At 63.0% G+C, this 19,148-nt stretch carries 11 protein-coding genes; 6 read left to right on the top strand and 5 right to left on the bottom strand.

From position 1 onward, the window contains the following. Positions 1–10: 10 nt before the first annotated feature. Both fdhF and ACYQ26_RS05735 read right to left on the bottom strand, forming a co-directional pair. Entirely contained in the window at positions 11–3,346 is a 3,336-nt protein-coding gene (gene fdhF, locus ACYQ26_RS05740; RefSeq protein ID WP_459807899.1) for a formate dehydrogenase subunit alpha, read from the bottom strand. Continuing rightward, complete coding sequence (locus ACYQ26_RS05735; protein WP_459807898.1) at positions 3,343–4,851, bottom strand: NADH-ubiquinone oxidoreductase-F iron-sulfur binding region domain-containing protein; 1,509 nt, start codon at positions 4,849–4,851, stop codon at positions 3,343–3,345. Before ACYQ26_RS05735 ends, fdhF begins: the two co-directional genes overlap by 4 nt. A gap of 268 nt (positions 4,852–5,119) precedes the next feature. On the opposite strand from ACYQ26_RS05735, the gene ACYQ26_RS05730 reads away from it, so the two are divergent. Then, positions 5,120–5,392: a DUF8113 family protein gene (locus ACYQ26_RS05730; protein WP_459807897.1), complete on the top strand. Its 273-nt coding sequence runs from the start codon at positions 5,120–5,122 to the stop codon at positions 5,390–5,392. 115 nt (positions 5,393–5,507) lie between these two features. Further along, positions 5,508–5,960, top strand: coding sequence for a DUF7344 domain-containing protein (locus ACYQ26_RS05725; protein WP_459807895.1), 453 nt, complete (start codon positions 5,508–5,510; stop codon positions 5,958–5,960). Between the two features lie 619 nt (positions 5,961–6,579). Here the strand turns inward: ACYQ26_RS05725 and ACYQ26_RS05720 are convergent. Continuing rightward, a complete protein-coding gene (locus ACYQ26_RS05720) occupies positions 6,580–9,153 on the bottom strand; it encodes a GcvT family protein (protein ID WP_459807894.1) in 2,574 nt (857 codons plus the stop codon). Between the two features lie 414 nt (positions 9,154–9,567). Between ACYQ26_RS05720 and ACYQ26_RS05715 the strand changes: the two genes are divergently transcribed. From ACYQ26_RS05715 to ACYQ26_RS05705, 3 genes are all read left to right on the top strand, one after another. After that, on the top strand, positions 9,568–10,011 hold the full coding sequence (locus ACYQ26_RS05715) for a GlcG/HbpS family heme-binding protein (RefSeq protein WP_459807892.1): 444 nt from the start codon (positions 9,568–9,570) through the stop codon (positions 10,009–10,011). Positions 10,012–10,290: 279 nt separating this feature from the next. Beyond that, the gene (ppc, locus tag ACYQ26_RS05710; protein WP_459807891.1) at positions 10,291–12,981 is read left to right on the top strand and encodes a phosphoenolpyruvate carboxylase; all 2,691 of its coding nucleotides are present in this window, start codon (positions 10,291–10,293) and stop codon (positions 12,979–12,981) included. Between the two features lie 336 nt (positions 12,982–13,317). Continuing rightward, positions 13,318–14,475 (top strand): glutathione-independent formaldehyde dehydrogenase, encoded by a 1,158-nt coding sequence (locus tag ACYQ26_RS05705; protein WP_459807889.1) that lies wholly within the window; start codon positions 13,318–13,320, stop codon positions 14,473–14,475. Positions 14,476–14,626: 151 nt separating this feature from the next. Here the strand turns inward: ACYQ26_RS05705 and ACYQ26_RS05700 are convergent, their stop codons facing one another. Together ACYQ26_RS05700 and ACYQ26_RS05695 are read right to left on the bottom strand one after the other, a co-directional pair. Next, complete coding sequence (locus tag ACYQ26_RS05700; protein WP_459807887.1) at positions 14,627–15,745, bottom strand: CobW family GTP-binding protein; 1,119 nt, start codon at positions 15,743–15,745, stop codon at positions 14,627–14,629. Between the two features lie 423 nt (positions 15,746–16,168). Further along, positions 16,169–17,179, bottom strand: coding sequence for an aromatic ring-hydroxylating oxygenase subunit alpha (locus ACYQ26_RS05695; protein WP_459807886.1), 1,011 nt, complete (start codon positions 17,177–17,179; stop codon positions 16,169–16,171). Positions 17,180–18,294: 1,115 nt separating this feature from the next. On the opposite strand from ACYQ26_RS05695, the gene ACYQ26_RS05690 reads away from it, so the two are divergent. Next, on the top strand, positions 18,295–19,101 hold the full coding sequence (locus tag ACYQ26_RS05690) for an IclR family transcriptional regulator (protein WP_459807884.1): 807 nt from the start codon (positions 18,295–18,297) through the stop codon (positions 19,099–19,101). Positions 19,102–19,148 lie beyond the last annotated feature (47 nt).

Genomic DNA, 19,148 nt, shown 5'->3' with positions numbered 1-19,148 from the left:
CCAGCGACGATCAGTCGTCGCTGGCTGCGGTTCCGCCGTTGCTGTCGGCTCCGGCGTCGGGCGCCCGCAACGTGTCCGGATCGGCGTCCGATCCGAGCGGCTCGACGCGGACGCTGGACACCTTGTACTCGGGAATTCCGGTGTGCGGGTCGAAGTTCTCCTGGGTGAGTTTGTTGACCGCACCGGCAGCGAAGTGCATCGGGATGAACAGCGTCCCGTCACCGACGCGGTCGGTCACGGCCGCCTTGACGACGATGTCCCCGCGGCGAGACTCGACCCGGACGTACTCGCCGTCGGCGACCCCGAGTTCGTCGGCCGTCGACGGGTTTATTTCGACGAAGCTCTCGCCGACGTGGCTCATGAGCCCCTCGACACGGCGGGTGATCTGGCCGGTGTGCCAGTGGTAGAGCACCCGTCCGGAGGTGAGCGTGAGCGGATACTCCTCGTCCGGTAGCTCGCCGGGATGTCCGCCGTCCGCGGGCACGAAGCGTGCCATGCCGTCGTCGAAATTGAACTCCCCGTCCTCGTAATCGTAGAGGTACGGCGTTCCGGGGTGATCCTCGTCCCAGCAGGGCCACTGGAGCCCGTGCTCGTCGCCCGACTCGAGACGGTCGTAGCTGACGCCACCGTAGATCGGGACCAGGTCGCTGATCTCGTCCATGATCTCCCGCGGATGGTCGTAGTCCCAGTGATACCCGAGCCGGTTAGCCAGCTCCTGCGTGATCTCCCAGTCTTGGCGCGCCGTCCCGGGCGGCGTCGCAGTCGGCCGCACCCGCTGGATGCGGCGCTCGGTGTTGGTGAACGTGCCGTTTTTCTCCGGCGACGTCGCTGCGGGAAGGATCACGTCTGCGTGAGTCGCCGTCTCCGTCATGAAGATATCTTGGACGACGAGGAACTCCAGGTTCTCGAGCGCCGCTTCGGCGTGCTGGATGTCGGGTTCGGACAGCGCGGGGTTCTCCCCGACGACGTACAGTCCCCGCAGGTTGCCTTCGTGAGCCTCCGAGAGCATTTCCGGCACCTTGAGCCCCGGCTCCTCGGGCGGGCGCTCACCCCAGGCGTTTTCGAACTTTTCGGCGACCTCGTCGTCCGCCGGATCTTGATAGCCCGGTAGGCTTCCGGGGAGCGTCCCCATGTCACCACCGCCGCCCTGCACGTTGTTCTGCCCCCGGAAGGGTGAGAGTCCGGCACCGGGCTTGCCGACCTGGCCGAGCGTGAGGGCGAGATCGGCCATCGCGAGGAGGTTCTGCGTCCCGTGGCTGGACTGGGTCATCCCCATCGCCCAGCCGAAGACGACGGTCTCGGCGTCGGCGAGCGTCTCGGCGGCGGATCTCAGATCTTCGGGCGGTACGCCCGCCAGCTCTTCGACTTTCTCGGGCGTGAACGCCTGTACCTTCTCCTTGACCTTCTCGAACCCCTTCGTGTTGCGCTCGATGAACGCCTCGTCGTGGAGATCGTTCTCGATGATGTATCGAATGAGACCGTTGATCCAGGCGACGTCGTACCCGGGTTCGGTCCGTGTGTACTGGTCGGCGTGCTCTGCGATGCCGATCTCGCGGGGGTCGAAGACGATCAGATCGGCCCCGTCTCGGACGTTTTGCTTGATACGGGTCGCCAGAACCGGATGCGACTCCGTCGTGTTCGACCCGGTGATGAGGTAGGCGTCGGCCTCGCCGATGTCCTCGTTGATACGGTTGGTCATGGCGCCGTACCCGAGCGTTTGTTGCAGCGCCGCCACCGTCGACGAGTGACAGAGCCGCGCACAGTTGTCGATGTTTTTCGTCCCGAGCACCTGACGGGCGAACTTCTGGACGAGATAGGCTTCCTCGTTGCTCCCCTTCGACGACGCGAGACAGCCGACGGCGTCGACGCCGTGTTCGTCTTGGATCGCGCGCAGCTCGTCGGCGACGCGATCGAGCGCCTCGTCCCAGGACGCCCGCTCGAACTCGCCGTCGTCGTTGCGCACGAGCGGTTCCGTGATCCGCTCGTCGCTGTTGGCGAACTCGTGACCGAACTTCCCTTTCACGCAGGTCGAGAAGTTGTTGGCGGGCGCCTTCGTGGGGTCTTCAACGGGTTGGACGCCGATCGCGTCACCGTCTTTCCCCCACATCTCGAACCGACAGCCGACGGCACAGAACCCGCACGTCGTCTCCGCCTTGTCGATCTTGCCGAGTCGGTAGTCGCTCACGGCCGACGCAACGTCGAACAATCGCCCTTCGGGAAGCACCGTCGCGGCGACGTTCTCGGCGGTGTGTTCGCCGGCCAGCATGGCTTTCCGACCGTACTCCGTGGCGAGGTCCAGCGCACGGCGTCTGCTCTGGGCCATGAACCGTGCGACGCCGCTTCGGCTGTCCGGACGCACGCTGGGGCTGGCTCCGATGCGATTCTCTCCGCCGGGGTCGGGCGAGCGATTCGGCGCCGTCGTCTCGTCGAGCGTTTCGGCCGCCTCGTGCTCGATAACCGTTCCGACGGAGTTACGCTGGGTGAACCCCGGAAGCGGAAGCGTCGCGGCGCCGCCGATGTCCTTCTCCGTCAACGCGCCCGTCGGGCAGACGGTCGCGCAGTGACCGCAGGAGACGCAGTCGGATTCGGCCATCGTCTCGGCGTCGGACTGGAAGCCGATACGCGTGTCCTCGCCGTGGCCCTCGATGCGGAGCACGCCCTCGACCTGAACGTCGTTACAGCCCTCGACACACCGGTTGCAGAGGATGCACTTGTTCCGGTCGATCTGGATGAACGACGAACTGTCGTCGACGGGTTCGTACTCGTCACGGTCGTCGAAGACGCCGTAGCGCGGATGGTCGACGCCCTCGCTGATGGCGGTGTCCTGCAGTTCGCAGCGCCCGTTGCCGTTGCAGGTGGTACACCGGAGATTGTGGTTCGAGAGTACCAGATCGAGGTTGACGCTCCGGGCTTCCTCGGCGTCCGGCGTGGCTGTCCGCACGGAGAGCCCGTCCTCGGCCGGGAACGAACACGCGGGAACGAGGCCGTGGGCTTCGGTCTCGACCATGCAGGTCCGGCACTCGCTTCGAGGTCCGATCTCACCGCTGCAGTCGCCGTCGCGGTCGTAGTAGCAAAGTGCGGGAACATCGGCGTCGTCATCAACGCCGTCCGCCCCGGGGGCGACGCTGACCGTCTCGTCGCTGACGGCCTGCATCGCGTCGATGACGGTCGACTCCGGCGGGACGGTCACCGGTTCGCCGTTGATCGTCACCGTCGTCGGGTCGTCGGTGTCAGTGCCGACGTCGGGGTCGTTCGCGGTGCCGGTCTCGAACTCGGTCGTAACCGGCGTGTTCGATCGTGAATCCTCGAGATCGGGAACAGTAGGGAACGTGTCGTCAGTACTCATAGTTGCTCCGTACAGGTGCCGCTAGGGCAGCGGCCGTCGGTATGCGCTCGAAACTCCGGTTCGAACTCGTCGATCGCGGTCAGTACGGGGCGAGGCGCGTGCGCGCCGATCTGGCAGTTGCTCGACCGCGCCATCACCCGACCCAGTTCGCGGATCGTGTCGGTCTCGAGCGATCCCCGGTAGACGTCTCGCAGGAGTTCGGTGAGCTGTTTCGTCCCTTCGCGACCCGGCACGCAGCGGCCGCTGTTCTCGGTGGCTGCGAACCGGGCGCGCTCGCCGACGTCGGCGACCACGCACCGGTCGTCGTTCAGGAGTTCGACGACGCCGTCGGTCCCGAGACCGGCTGCGGCGAGCGACTGTGCGGTCGGCGCGACGTCGAGGCGTCGCGTAATGCCGCCGAGAGCGCCGCCGACGCAGGCCATCTTGAACGACCCTGTCAGTTCGACGGCGTCTCGTGCCACCGAAAGGCTGCTGTCCGACGGGAGTTCGATGGTCGCCGGATCAGCGACGTCGCCGGCGACGGTGATCAGCCGGGTGCCCGGATCGGGGGCGTCCGCGTCGAACGCGTCCGGATCGCGGATCGCCCGCCGTACCTGTGCGAACGTCCGCGGCGTATGGATGACCGTCGGCCGTCCGTAGAGGCCGTGCTTGGCGGGCGAGGGCGGCTGGAGACGCGGTTCGATGCGGTCGGCGCCTTCCATCGCCTCGAGCGCGGCGGTCGGGGCGCCGGCGCGGTACTCGTCGGGGCCGGCCACTAGCTGCGGAACGACCGGCAGTTCGCCGGCGACTGCATCGATCGCTTCGCGGAGGTGTCGATGCAGGTGGGTATCCGCCTCGTTCAGGTAGACGACGGCGTCGTCGGCACCCACGTACTCGGCGACGGCGGCTATCCCGTCGAGGACGGCTATCGGTGCGCCACCGAGCAGCACCTCGTCCGCTCGCTGCTCGTCGCGCGTCTCGTTCGCATTGGCAACCACGACCGGATCCCCGTCCGCGTCTCGGACGGTCTCCCACACGTCGGTGACGGGGTCGTCGGCGGTGGCGTCGCCGCGACCCCGACCGAGGAGTCCGATGTCCGTCACCGTCTCTGCGGTCCGTTCGGACGCGACGATCGACCACTCCGTCGGATCGAGCGGATCGACCCATCCACACCGGCCGAGCACCGACCGCTGACCGACTGAGAGCGGCCCCGAGTTTAGGATCGGGAGCGACGTCGTTTCGAATCCGTGGTCGACGACCGCGTCGGCGTCGTCCGCTGGGACGGTTCCGTCCTCCAGCGCGTCGACGACGCCCCGGGCGGTCGACGGATCCGAGTCAGCGAAAAACGCCGTCCGGCCCTCGTGCGTCGCCATGACGAGCGGTTCGCTCCCCGTCATACCGGTCGGTCCGGTGCGGACCACCGGTATCGAATTAGCTTCGTCTCGCATCGCCGTCACGACCTGTTCGTCGCCGTTCGCCGCTACGCCGGTCGCGACGCGGACGAGAGTTGACGTACCCCGTTCCATTGGTTATACCGTTGAATCCCAGGGATAAAAACTCTCATGACTGGACCACTGTAACTATTTTCGTGTAATACCGGGCGCAAAACCCACGACAGAAGTCGCAGGTGCGTCACACCCGGACTGTCAGGGCTCGGTGGTCCCGTGAGAGATCCGTCTCCCCGTCCCGGCCACGGCCACTCCGCTTCAACGGACCGACGCGAGTCGGTCTCTCATCGATCGTTCGAGTCTCTTATCAAAGAGGTTAGGACGCTCTGGACGAATACCAGAGACGATGACGAATCCTCGATTCGAGGAAGTCAAGACGGAAGCGGCAGAGGCAGTCTCCGATACCGATCTCCGTTCGGTGTACACCGGTATTGTCCACGAAGACGGCCGCCACGAGTACTACTTCGGTAACGATACTGAGGAAGCGGCCGAACTCCGGGAAGCCGCAGCGGTTCAGCTCGGCATGCTGCTGCGCGTCCTCGCCGACCGTTCCGACGCCTCCCTCGAGGAGGTCGCCGACCTCGCCGTCGAACGCGCCGAGCAAATGGAGCTTCGGTGAGCGCTCGACAGCCGGATTTCGTGGCCGAATCCGCTTGGTAACTGCGGCCACGTGCTGTTCCGTAGCCCAGACCACAACATGTGAAATGATTAGCAGTATTTGCTTTCGCAAACGTATGCTGTACTACGCGAATTTACCGATCTATTTCACAAATACTTTTAATCATAATACGGAAGTCATCCTGATGCCGGACGATACCTCCTGTTCGACTGCAGTCCCGGGGTCAGATCCCGCCAGTATCGAATCATTAGCCGCGGATACCGCGCTCGAGGTGCTGTCGAACGAGCGCCGTCGGTGCGTGCTTCGATGTCTGTTTTCGTGCGACGGTCCGATGACGTTGGCGAACCTGGCGGACGAAGTCGCCGCTTCGGAGAACGCCGCCGGGCCGACCGCCGGCTCGAAAGCGGACGCGAAAGACGTCTACGTGTCGCTCTGTCACGCAGATCTTCCGAAACTAGCAGATGCGGGTATCGTCGAGTACGATCAGGTCCAGAAGACAGCCACGTTAACACAGAGCGCTGCGGAGCTACGTCCGCTTCTGGACGCTGTCGACGACTGGTCGCAGTAGGTACCAAACGACCGACTTCGTCTAGACCGGTGCCAGATGCGTGCCGAGACGGTTCGGCCCCGACTGCAGGGGGTTTTCGGAGCGCGGGCGGTAGTTCGTCGTCGGCTCGAGAGACGCCTCTGCGGTCTTCGTCGTCCGGATACTCCCGCTCTCGCACTGGTTCGCCGCCGGCGGCGATACCGATGTGGTCTGCGTCCTTGAGCTGCCCGCTTTGCCATCCACGTGTCGGGGGGACGCCGGTCTCGTTGGGACCATCGAAACGGTCGACGGTACCGCTCGCTTGCGGCCACGTTCCAGCGTCCGAGCGGCGGTTGGATGTGTCCTCTTGCGGTGCAAAAGGTACCTCGTCGTCGAATTTCCAGCACTGCGGGGACGATCGTGTCCGCGCGCGGGCCTCACCAGCGCCGGCAGTCGGTCGACGCGCTTCGGCGAACCGGACGAGACGGTCACCGACCTCGCCGGGGACTCCGCTGATACGTCGCGTCTCGGATCGAGCTACTGCTGTCACTGCCGAACTCTATGACTACTCCCTCTCTACTCGCACGACGGGGCGTCGATCCCACCGCGAGAAACTAAAAAGCCAACCGCGAGATCGCACTGTGCCGTCGAGTGCGGTCCTTTAATCGAGTAGCGGTTCCTCGCGAACGGTGGCGTCGTACCGTTCGCCCTCGTACAGGATCTCGAGTTCGGTCCCGGGTTCCGCGTACTCCGGCGGGAGGTACGTGTAGACGACGCAGGCACCGACCGTGTACCCGTACTCGGCGCTGTGTACGTAGCCGATCGATTCATCACCGTCGAAGATCGGACGGTGAGGGAGGATCGTCGCCTCCTCATCGTCGAGGGTCAGGCACGCGACCTTGTGGTCGATGTTGTCACCCTCGGCCGCTGCAACGACCGCTTCCTTCCCGATGAAGTCGGTCTCCAGGTCGGTGGCCCACCCGAGGCCCGCTTCGTAGGGGTTGTGCTCGGTGTGGAGGTCCTCTCCCCACAGCCGGAAGCCCTTCTCGATACGCAAGGCGTTCAAGGCGCCGTTGCCGTACGGGCGAATGTCGTACTCTTCGCCGGCCTCCATGAGATGCTCCCAGAGCCGCTCGCCGTACTCGGCGGGCGTGTACAGCTCCCAGCCGAGTTCGCCGGCGTAGGACACCCGGAGCGCGGTGACGGGCACGTTCTTGATGAAGAACTGCTGGCTCGTGAAGAACGGGAACGCCTCGTCGGAGAGGTCCACGTCCGTCACCTTGGAGAGCACCTTCCGCGCGTTCGGACCGGTACAGACCATCGCCGCCAGGCTTGAGGTAACGTCGTTGACGACCACGTCCTCGGGGGACTGCTCGCGGACCCACGCGACGTGGTTGTTTCCGACCTCGCGACCGGTCGTCAGCAGGAGGTAGCGGTCGTCGTCGACGCGCGTGACGGTGATGTCCGCGCGGACGCCGCCGTTCTCGTTACACATCAAGGTGTACCGGACGTCGCCGACGTCGATGTCCATGTCGTTCGTACAGAGGCGCTGGACGAAGTCTCCGGCGCCGCTCCCGATGACTTCCATCTTATTGAACGACGTCATATCGTGGAGGCCGACCTTGTTGCGGACGTGGAGCGCCTCTGCGCCCTCGATGGGCGACCAGTACTTGCCCTCCCAGCCCTCACGGTCCGGGATCTGGTCGCCGTACTCAGCGAGCAGGTCGGCGTTGGACTCGAACCACTGCGGTTCCTCCCAACCGGCTTCGGCCCACAGCTCGGCGTCGAGTTCCTTGTGGCTGTGGTACATCGGCGTGCGGCGGATGTCGCGCTGATGATCCGTCCACACCCATTTCGGATGCATGATGTTGTAGACGATGCGGTACTCCTCGCCGCCGATGTCCCGCGCGAAGTCCCAGCTCCCCTCGTGGGCGTCGAACCGATTGACGTTGCAGTGGCGCAGGTCGATCGGGCCGTCGGAGAGGCGGGGGACGCCGTTTTCCATCCACTCGGCGAGCGCCTTGCCGGCGCCGCCGGCGTGAGTGACCCAGATGGCGGCCGCGGTCCAGAGACCGTCGTACTTCTCGACCGGACCCATCACCGGCAGGCCGTTGGGAGACTCCGCGAACATGCCGTTGTACTTGTGTTCGAGCTCCTTGCCCGCCGTGGCCGGTAGCAGTTCGTCGCTGGCTTGGCGGGGCGCCTTGTCCGGCCTGTCCGGGTGCGTCGCGTTGTTCATGTGGTACTCGGTGAACTCGTGGACCGAGCCCTGTTCGCCGTCTTCCTCGTTGCCGCCGAGTTCCTGCGGGTCGGGCACGACGGGTTCGTGGTTGTACGACCCGATTCCGTAGGAGTCCCCGTGGGTCCGGAAGTACATCGCGTTGTCCTGATCGCGAAGAATCGGCCGGTCGGGGCTCGCGAGCAGGCGGTCGGCTTTGTCTCCGGAGACGTCCTTGTAGTTCTCGTACAGCGGGTGATCGCTGACGTCGACCCGGTTGTCGGCGAGTTCCTCGAGCGGCTCGGTCATCGTGTACTGGTGCTCGACCGGCGTCACCGGGAGGTGAACGTCGAGTTTCTCGCCCAGTTGACGCGCCCAGATGTTCGTCGCGATGACGACTTCGTTGCACTCGATAACCCCGTTTTCGGTGATGACCGAGCTGACCGACCCGTTCTCGGTCTCGATGTCTTCGGTGCGGGTATGTGGAACGAACTTCGCGCCCCGTTCCATGGCCTCTCTGGCGAGGGCAGCGCAGGCCACGACGCCGGACACTTGGCCGTCGGTCGGCGAGTAGTACCCGCCCTGAATCACGTCGCTGTCGACGAGCGGCAGCTTTTCTTCCACTTCCTCGGGCGAAAGAATCTCCGGGCCCGGGAGGCCCCAGGATTCGGCCCATTCGACGCGGCGCTGGAGGAAGTCCATCCGCTCGTCACTGCGCGCGACCTCGATACCGCCGACTTCCTTGTAGGCCTGCACCCCGTTGTCGTCCTCCAGCTCCGAGTACAGGTTACGGCTGTACTTGGCGAACTTCGAGAGGATCTTCGACTCGGAGGTCTGGAACATGATCCCCGGCGCGTGGCTGGACGACCCGCCGGTGGTTGGCATCGGTCCCTGGTCGACGACGACGACGTCGTCTCGGCCGAGCTCGGTGAGCTGGTACGCTAAGTTACACCCGACGATACCGGCACCGACAATAACAGTGTCTGCTTGGTCCGGCAAGCTATCGTCTGCGTTCATAATCGTACACCCCGTGATGCCAGTCGAGTACAAATATAATTATCGCTCACTCAGATTCTCACCAATATGTAACAGAAAGGTTACAGGTGGAGTTTTCCGGGGGCTGTGGATAACAGTGATATCACTGTTATCATCTGGGGCAATCGCCAAGCGACGGCGCTCGAGCCCGTGCACGGACACGTCTATAGAGGCGTTGACCAGGCCACGGGGAAGCACAAAGTGACAGTTACAGATTACATTTGGCGATAGTGATGGCTTCCCTTTGTAACCGACTGAACCAACCAACCGAAACCCGATACGTGCGAATACGGGGGTCTAACGGTCTGTAGTTCCTCGCGAGCTTCCCGAAACCACGTATCATCCCGGTGAAATAACGGCAACTTATTTCATGGGAACCCTTCATTTTCCGCTTGCATGGTAGAGTCCATTCCGCTGGAAACAGCGAAAAAGCTGATAGCTGCGGCAGAAGAGAAAGCGGACGAGATCGACAACCCGATGGTGATTACGGTCGCGAACAGCGAGGGGAATCTCATCGCCCAGCACCGCATGGACGGCGGCTGGCTGGCCTCCGTGAGCATTTCGCGTAACAAGGCGTACACGTCGGCTGCCCTGGAGATGCCGACGCACGAACTGGCGGAGCCCTCCGAACCGGGCAACTCCCTGTACGGCCTCCAGACGACCGACGACGACCAGATCGTCATCTTCGGTGGCGGCTATCCGCTCGAGCGAGACGGCGAGGTCGTCGGCTCGATCGGCGTCTCCGGCGGCGCCGTGAGTCAGGACCGCGAGGTCGCTGAAGCCGGCGTCGAACGGTGGAACGAACTCACCAACGAGGAAGTGGTCACGGCGAACGACTGATCGGCGAGCGACTCCTCGCGAGGCAACTGAACTCCCGCCGTCTCTCAGTTGCGCTTCTGTGTCTCCGCTGAAGCGCAATTCCCGCTGGTTTGTAACGACGTCAGGACGGGCGACGAGTCCGGCCCGTCTCCGTCGACGGACTCCGCGATCCCGATCCCGACGTTCGAGAGCCCGAGAGCGGGCCTGAGACGGCTACCGGTCGACGTCCGTATAGGTAATAATACTGTCATCGATCGCTGACTTTATGTTGAGATTCTATGTATCCAGCGTGGGTAGCTCATGCCGACTCATAACAGAGAGATCCAGCGAGACGTCAGAGAACTCGGCGAACTGCTGGGCGAGGTACTGCAGGACCAGACGTCGCGACAGGCGTTCGAGACGGTCGAGTCGTGTCGCCAGACCGCGATCGAATACCGCTCTGGGGAGCGCGAGTCCCGTGGCCCGTTAGTAGCGGAACTCGAGGAGCTGTCGCCCCGCCGGCAGCGGATCGTCGTCCGTGCGTTTACGACGTATTTCGAACTGATCAATCTCGCGGAGGAACGCGAGCGAGTGCGTACGATCCGCACTGAATCCCACGAGGGAACCTTCGAGGACGGTCTCGACGCTGCGGCCGCAGAGCTGGGTGAAGAAGACGTCGAGACCGTCGAACGGGTGCTCGACGACGTCGTAATCGAGCCGACGTTCACCGCGCACCCGACCGAAGCGCGACGGAAAACGGTCAAATCCAAACTCAGAGAAATCGCGACGCATCTCGAGACGCTCGACGAGCAGTTGCTGACCGAGACGGAGCAGTCCCAGGTGTGGCGGGACGTCGACGCGGCGGTGACGAGCCTCTGGCAGACCCAGCAGGTGCGCAACCGCCAGCCGGAGCCGGAAGACGAGGCGCGTAACGTCCAGTGGTACCTCGAGAACACGCTGTTCGACGTCGTCGGCGAGGTCTACGACGAACTCGCCGACGCCATCGACGCGGAGGTCGACGGCGACCTCGAGATTCCGAAGCTGTTCGAGTTCCGCTCGTGGGCCGGCAGCGACCGCGACGGTAATCCCTACGTGACGCCCGAAGTCACGTCGAATACCCTCGAGCGCCAGCGCGAGGTCGTCCTCGAGCAGTACCGCGAGCAACTCAAACGGCTCTCCGGCGTGTTGAGCCAGGACGGCAGTCGCATCGACACCGGCGGTGCGTTCGAGGCCTCCCTCGAGGAAGACCGCGACCGACTTCCCGACAGCGCCCGCATGGCCCGAGACCGCTACCCCGACGAACCGTACCGCCAGAAACTCAAACTCATGCGCGAGCGCCTCGAACGCGTCGGCGACGTCCGCCCCGGCGGTTACGACGACGCCGACGAACTCCTCGCGGACCTCGAGGTCATCGCGCAAAGCCTACGCAATAATGTAGCCGAAACCGTCGTCGAGGCCCACGTCGACCCAATCCGGCGCCAAGTTGCCACCTTCGGCTTCTCGCTGGCCGCTCTCGACCTCCGCGAACATCAGCAGAAACACACCGACGCCATCGCCGAGGCCCTCGAGGGCGAGGGGATCGACTACCGCGCGATGTCCGAAGACGAGCGCGTCACGTTCCTGACCGACGCCGTGTTACAGGACGAGCCCGTACTCGACCTGAGCGAAACCGACGGCCTCTCGGCGGACTCGGCGCGCGTCTTCGAACTCTTCGACAGCCTCGCCGAGTGGCAGGCCGAGTACGGCGTCGACGCCGTCGACACCTACGCCATCTCGATGACCGAGGAACCCAGCCACGTCCTCGAGGTACTGTTTTTGGCGGACCAGGCCGATGTGGTCGCGCTTCCCGAACACGCGGGCATCGACATCGTTCCGCTGCTGGAGACTGAGTACGCCCTCTCGGGCGCCCGGCGGATCATGGGCACCCTGTTCGAGAACGAGGCCTACTCGCAGGCGCTCGCGGTCCGCGGCCGGACCCAGGAGATCATGCTCGGCTACTCGGATTCGAACAAGGAGAACGGTTTTCTCGCGGCCAACTGGTCGTTGTACAAGAACCAGCGCCGACTGGGCGAAATCTGCGACGATTACGACGTCCAGATGCGGCTGTTCCACGGCCGCGGCGGCTCGATTTCACGGGGCGGCGGCCCGATGAACGAGGCGCTGCTGGCCCTGCCGAACAACACTATCACGGGCCAGGTCAAGTTCACCGAACAGGGCGAGGCCATCGCCGAGAAGTACGGCAATCCTCGCATCGCCGAGCGCAACATCGAGCAGATGCTGAACGCCCAACTCCGCGCCCGCCTCTATGCCCTGAAAAAACCCGAAGAGCCGATCCGCGAGGAGTGGATCGGTGCCATGGAGACGATGGCTGACGCCGCCCGCCGGGAGTACCGGGACCTCCTCGAGAGCGATGGCTTCGTCCAGTATTTCGAGCAGGCGACGCCGATCACCGTCATCGAGGACCTCAACCTCGGCTCGCGACCGGCCTCGCGGTCGGGCGAGCGAAGCGTCGAGGATCTCCGGGCGATCCCGTGGGTGTTCTCCTGGACGCAGTCGCGATGTACCCTCCCGGGCTGGTACGCCGTCGCCGCCGGCGTTGACGCCTATCTCGAGGACGGTGGGTCGATAGAGACGCTCCAGGAGATGTACGACGAGTGGCCGTTCTTCCGGACGACGCTGGACAGCGCCGCCCTCTCGCTGTCCCGGACCGACCTCGAGATCGCTGCCCAGTACGCGGACATCGCGGCTCCCGACCTCCGCGAGCGATTCTTCTCGCGCATAACCGCTGAGTACGAGCGCGCGGCCGAACTGGTCAAGACGATCGGCCGACGCGACGAACTCCATCCCCGCGACTGGCTCGGCGAAAACCTCGACCGCCGGAACCCGTACGTCGATCCGCTAAACGTCCTGCAGGTCCAGTTGCTCGAGCAGACCCATCGCACGGCGGTCGAGGAGCGGACGCTTCGATTGACGGTCAAGGGGATCGCCGCCGGGATGAAAAACACCGGGTGACATAGCCGACGAAGACGCTCGGACGAGTAGCACGAATCCGCTTCCAACGCCGGTCTCATCTCCAGTAACGGAAACGGTCACCATCGCTGCTGGAGTCGTCGCTATCGCTCGCGGACAGATGCGGCAGGGGACGCGTTGTTTTCGTGCGGAGTCGCGACCACCAGCGGCTAGCGACGTGGACGGAGAACCCACGAAATAGTTATAGTCTGACACGTAGGGACGAATCTCCGCCACTAAAGGTCTCTATTTTTATGAGTTGTGTTTAACCATTGATATGTACACTGAATATAAATACGGGCCGATCGTAGATGGCAGTGGAGATACTAATCAATGTCCATGAATGCCGTCGTTTACAAAGGCGAACGCGAGGTAGCAGTCGAGGAAGTCGAAGAACCCCAGATCGAGCACCCGAACGACGTCGTAATCGACATCACGACGACGTGCATCTGCGGCTCCGACCTCCACATGTACGAAGGACGGACGGCCGCAGAGCCGGGGATCGTGTTCGGGCACGAGAACATGGGGATCGTGACTGAAGTCGGCGACGCGGTGAGTTCCCTCGAGGAGGGCGACCGCGTCGTCGCGCCGTTCAACGTCGCCTGTGGCTTCTGTGAGAACTGCGAGAACGGCTACACGGGCTTCTGTACGAACGTCAATCCCGGATTCGCCGGTGGCGCGTACGGGTACGTCGCGATGGGGCCGTACCAGGGCGGTCAGGCCGAGAAACTCCGCATTCCGTACGCGGACTTCAACGCGCTCAAACTGCCCGACGGAGACGAGCACGAGGACTCGTTCGCACTGCTCGCGGACATCTTCCCGACCGGCTGGCACGGCACGGAGCTCGCCAACCTCGAGGCCGGTGACTCCGTCGCGATCTACGGCGCCGGTCCGGTGGGTCTGATGGCGGCCTACAGCGCCAAGCTCAAAGGTGCCGCGGAGATCTACGTCGTCGACCGCGTTCCCAGCCGCCTCGAACTGGCCGAGGAACACTGCGACGCGACGTCGATCAACTTCGAGGAGGGCGATCCGGTCGAACAGATCAAGGACATCCACGGCGGCGGCGTGGACAAGGGCATCGACGCCGTCGGATACCAGGCTATCGACCCGGAGAAGGAAGGCGACGACGCGTACGACCCCGCTCGCGAAAATCCGGCCGTCGTCATCAACAATCTCATCCGGACGGTCCGCCCGACCGGCGAACTCGGGATTCCGGGGTTGTACGTCCCTGACGATCCCGGTGCACCGGACGACATGGCCGCACAGGGCCGTCTCGGCATCGACTTCGGCCTCCTCTTCGAGAAGGGGCAGGCGCTCGGTACCGGCCAGTGCAACGTCAAGGAGTACAACCGTGAACTCCGCGACATGATCATCGAAGGGCGCGCCGATCCCAGCTGGGTCGTCTCGCACCGCGTCGACCTGGAGGATGCGCCGGAGATGTACGAGAAATTCGACAACCGCGAGGAAGGCGTCACGAAGGTCCTGCTGGAACCGTAACCCCGGCACGATCGGACGGCTCTCTTTTTTAGCGTCCCTCCGCCTCTTGCGTCAGAAGATCGCAATCTATTGCGCGGCGTTCTTCGTACCGGGGTGGGTAACGGTGCCCGCAGGGATTCTGTGGGCGTTGGAACTCGGGTTCGGGCGGGGATCAAGCAGATCCGCGGGGGAAGGGATCGGTAGAGTACTCCTCAGTCCGTTCGTCGGAGGCCGCCAGACAGTCGTCGAGTTCGTTGGTCACGGCTGCTTCGTCGAGATCGCTACCGATGAATACTAACCGTGTTGCCGGGTCATCGTCTCCCCATTCGCCGATCGGGCCAGCCTGAACGGACGGACCGGCCTGACTTATTCCGAGAACCGTCTCCGGGCGACTCGTCACCCACGCGAACCCTTTCGCGCGGATGATATTGCCGTTCCAGTCGTCGAGCCACGCGTCGAACCGCTCGGGGTGGAAGGGACGCTCTCGCCGATAGACGAACGACTCGACGCCGTGCGCCTCGGCAGCCGAAACGGCGTCGTCACCGTGGTCGTGACCCGAACTCTCGTTTGCTACTTCTCCGGACAAGGCCTGCTTCCAGCCTTGTTGCCGCCGTACCGCGTCGAAGTCGAACGATCCGGTGTCGAGAACGGCGCTCGGGTCGACATTGCTGTACGTCGTTCGATGAAGTGTCGCACGGGGCTGGAGTTTGCGGATAGCGGCCTCGATAGACGCCTGCGCATCGTCGGGTACCATATCGCACTTGTTCAGCAGCAACACGTCACAGAACTCGATCTGGTCGACTAACACCTCGGTCAGCGGACGCTCCGGGTCCGGGGCAGCGTCCGGGAGGGATTCTTCGGAATCGAACGCTTTCCAGAACCCGTAGGCGTCGACGACCGAGACTGTCGTATCGAGGCGGAACCGGTCCGGGAGGCTGTCCGCTTCTGTCCCCTCGGTGAGCGCACGAGCGATGGGAACCGGTTCGCTGATTCCCGACGCCTCGACGACGAGGTAGTCGAACGAGCGCTCCTCGGCCAACCGCGTCGCTTGAGCCACGAGGTCGTCCTGGAGTCGACAGCAGATACACCCGTTCGAGAGGTCGACGACACCCTCCTCCGTCTCGTCAGCGATCAACTCCGCGTCGACGTTGACCTCGCCCATATCGTTGACGATGACGGCGATTCGCCTATCGCCGGGCTCGTTCAGCAGTCGGTTGACCAGCGTCGTTTTACCCGCACCCAACGGTCCGCTGATAACGGTGATCGGAATCTCTGGTGGAGACGTGACCATTCCGTATAATCTCTCGTGTCGACGGATAATGAATCTCCCGTCACCACCGAGAGCTGTGGTTCGTCGTCTGCCCCACTACCGGCTATACACGGGCTATCGTCGCAGTGCTGTGTTTGTGGCCGGCATCACAGTCGGAACGAGGAGACAGCTATAGGCCCGCTCGCACCGTCCACAACAGGTAATTTATGTGATGTGTTTTGTAGAACTGGAAACGTGCTATTTCGTCGAGCGGCATACGAGAACCGACTCACTCCTTCGTCGTTTCAGTCTCCTTCCCGCCGCCAATCGCGGAACGGAGGCGGTGGGAAACGCGACTCGAAACCGATGAGCATCGTCGCAGCACCCTCAAATAACGAATCTCGGTGTCTGAAAAGCGGAACGTGCTCGATCGGACGAGTCCCCCCTCTCCGCGTTTTGGATCAGTTACGAGTCGTAGGCTTCCTGAGCGAGTTGGTGGAAGCGGTGGACGGTGTGTTCGTTCGGGCCGAGCTGGGCCTGGGCGAGGGCGCCGGTTCTGAGGCCTTCCCACTGGCGTTCGACCAGTTCGAAGTCCTCCTCCTGGAGCTGCCGACTCGTCCGGACGAACTCGCGTTCTTCCTCGGAGAGCTCGCTGTCGCGGAAGTAGTAATCCGCGATGAGCCTGAAGCGATCGGTGTCGATCGGATCGATGATGTAGGTGCCGTAGCCGTCGGCGGTACCGTACATGTTGACCGTGAAGTTCGGCCAGAGGTAGTGGAACTGGGCCTCGTGTTCGTCGTGGATCCGCATCTCGTCGTCGACGTCTTCGGCGTGCGTGTAGTGGAGGACCCAGTGGTAGTCGTTGACCTCGAGTTCGGACTCGTTGAGCGAGATGCCCTTGATCCAGTCCTGGTGGTTGGCCTGGCAGTGGTCGCACTCCGAGTAGTTGCTCGCGAACACCTTCCAGTTGCACTCGACCTCCGAACTGATCCGGGTGGCGAGTTCGTACTCCTCCAACGGGAGGGCCTCGAGGCGGTCCTTCATCACGCCGGCCTGTTCGGCCAGCGGCATCGGATCCTCGCGCAGGTTGACGAACAGCAGCGGACCGATGCTGTCGACGTGCACCGACTCGGCGTCGGCGAGCTCGTCCGGATCGACGCGTCCGGGATCGGTCATCGGCGCGTCCTCGAGGAGCGCGTCGCCGTCGTGAGCGGAGAAGTTCTCCACGGCGCGGACGTCACCGCCGTCGCCTCGAGCGACGATAAGATTGCGGCCGCCGATAGTTCGCGTGAAGTACTGGCCGGGCTCGCTGATGCTGTTAGCGTGGCCGGCGTACACCCAGTACTGCCCGAACACCTTCTCCTTCTCCATCTCGAAGACGTCGTCGTCGGTGAAGTACCGGGCCGGCAGCGCGTTCGTCTTCTCCGTGATGTCTGCGCTCACCGCCTCGGTCTGGCTTTGTTTCCATTGCGTCATGCAGTAACACGATCGAGAGCCTTCCGAAAAAGCGTTCTCCAGTTATATAGAACGCCATTATATGGTCGGTTTCCGCATCCGGTAGTAGATAATTCTACGACATCGATTCGCCCTGCTCGAGCCAGCGACGTGCCGCCTCACGAGGTTGAAGCGCTACGATACCCGACAACGAGAACTCGAGCAGGAGAGGGGCACCGCTATAATCGTACTCACCGGTGCCGCGCCATCGGAGCCCCGCCGTATTTATGCGAAATTTTCGCGAAACGAAAAACGAGATCGTGAAACACAACTGATTAGATATCTAATCTTTTGTGATTGGGTACGGTATCTCTGGTCTACGTCTTTAAAGGGAACTCCGACTTCAGTGCGAAAGAGACAGAAATAGAACTGCTGCCGGATGCGTACGATCACGGACGAACGGTGTGATATAGCCCCCATTTTCGAATGCGTAAAAGCGGACGGCGAGATCGTCGTTTCGGTGTCGCCGTTCGCCGTGATGGATTCGGTAACTGAGACTCTAGAGGCCTCCTTTCGGACGCTGCAGTCCGGTACGTACTATCGAGAATCAACGGCAGAAATGGCCCATCGCGCCGACGAGAGCTCGAGGTCCGCTGGCCGATGAGAACGGGCGAGCCGTTCGAACATCGAGTTACCGATCGGATTTTGGCCGGCTTGCATGTATTCGATCCTGGCGCTGAGACGACGGGCGGAACCGAGATGGTTACAAACGTACTTGTGTAAATGAACTGGGCGAGGTGAACCGACGTACCGTCGTCTGACGGGGAAGATACTCGCATAGGAGCCCCGTTACCTCATCTTCGGTCGGTCCGTATGTATCGGTCTCGACACTGAGACGGCGGGTGGAAACGTAGCCGATTACAACCACACGCATGTAATAGATTGAACGAGACGAACTGACGTACCGTCGTTGCTCACTGCGAACGACGGACGGACGATTTCGAATATATGGATGATAGAATTTCCTACATATTGAGGATCGTCGAAATACCGAGCTGGTGGTTCCAGACCCACTGATGGGTATTCTGGGAAGCGAAATTCGGCTTAGCGTTCCGATTTGCGAAATCCTTAACCGAAGTGGCATGGAGTGACATCACATGATGGGCCGACCGAAGGATCCGACGTTGAAAACGACTGCCCGCTCACTGGCGCTGATCGACCGAATACGGGAACACGGCGGCGCGACCCTCTCTCAGCTCGCCGCGGATCTATCGCTCGCTAAAAGTACGGTATACAAGCACGTGATCACCCTGTACGAATGCGGCTATTTGGTAAAAGAGGGCGACGAATACCACATCGGTCCGAAATTCCTCGACCTGGGCGAACACGCTCGGAGCCGAAAGGTGGGCTACCAGTTCGCGGACGACGCTGTGAGAGAGCTGACGGACGCGACCGACGAAGAGGTCGATTTCGTAATCGAGGACCACGGCCGCGTCGTCACAATCTCGGAATCGTACCATAAATGGGTGAAACACCCGGACGAAAGCGATTCGAACCGCTACCGTGCTCGAATGGGGACCTATTACCACATGCACGCTACCGCTTCCGGGAAAGCGATTCTCGCCGAATTACCCCGGGACCGGACCGAAGCGATCCTCGATCGGTGGGGACTACCGGCGAACACTGAGAACACGATCACCGATCGTCGAGCCCTCTTCGAGGAACTCGATCGCGTCGACGATCGGGGATACGCGATCGACGACGAGGAATTCACCGAGGGACTGCGCAGCATCGGGATGACGGTCGATCGACCGGACGGCCCGCCCCTCGGTGCTATGAGCGTCTCGGGACCGAGCTATCGCATTACCGATGAGGTGATCGAGCAGAATATCGTCCCGGTGCTCGAGCGGACCGTCGAATCGTTCGAACGACGGGTGGCGAACGATCGTAGTGATGGGCCGTAGCGGCCCGAGCGCGGCGCGTCGGAACGGCGTCGGCGTTCTCCGCCGGA

It is taken from the genome of Halopiger thermotolerans (assembly GCF_054654555.1).
This window is presented reverse-complemented; position numbering and strand designations above follow the sequence as displayed.

What these genes read in the sequence shown, in the direction of transcription:
- ACYQ26_RS05715 (WP_459807892.1), top strand. Translation starts at nt 9,568, where the DNA reads ATGGTAGAGTCCATTCCGCTGGAAACAGCGAAAAAGCTGATAGCTGCG.
- ppc (WP_459807891.1), top strand. Translation starts at nt 10,291, where the DNA reads ATGCCGACTCATAACAGAGAGATCCAGCGAGACGTCAGAGAACTCGGC.
- ACYQ26_RS05690 (WP_459807884.1), top strand. Translation starts at nt 18,295, where the DNA reads ATGATGGGCCGACCGAAGGATCCGACGTTGAAAACGACTGCCCGCTCA.
- ACYQ26_RS05705 (WP_459807889.1), top strand. Translation starts at nt 13,318, where the DNA reads ATGAATGCCGTCGTTTACAAAGGCGAACGCGAGGTAGCAGTCGAGGAA.
- fdhF (WP_459807899.1), bottom strand. Translation starts at nt 3,346, where the DNA reads ATGAGTACTGACGACACGTTCCCTACTGTTCCCGATCTCGAGGATTCA.
- ACYQ26_RS05720 (WP_459807894.1), bottom strand. Translation starts at nt 9,153, where the DNA reads ATGAACGCAGACGATAGCTTGCCGGACCAAGCAGACACTGTTATTGTC.
- ACYQ26_RS05695 (WP_459807886.1), bottom strand. Translation starts at nt 17,179, where the DNA reads ATGACGCAATGGAAACAAAGCCAGACCGAGGCGGTGAGCGCAGACATC.
- ACYQ26_RS05735 (WP_459807898.1), bottom strand. Translation starts at nt 4,851, where the DNA reads ATGGAACGGGGTACGTCAACTCTCGTCCGCGTCGCGACCGGCGTAGCG.
- ACYQ26_RS05725 (WP_459807895.1), top strand. Translation starts at nt 5,508, where the DNA reads ATGCTGTACTACGCGAATTTACCGATCTATTTCACAAATACTTTTAAT.
- ACYQ26_RS05730 (WP_459807897.1), top strand. Translation starts at nt 5,120, where the DNA reads ATGACGAATCCTCGATTCGAGGAAGTCAAGACGGAAGCGGCAGAGGCA.
- ACYQ26_RS05700 (WP_459807887.1), bottom strand. Translation starts at nt 15,745, where the DNA reads ATGGTCACGTCTCCACCAGAGATTCCGATCACCGTTATCAGCGGACCG.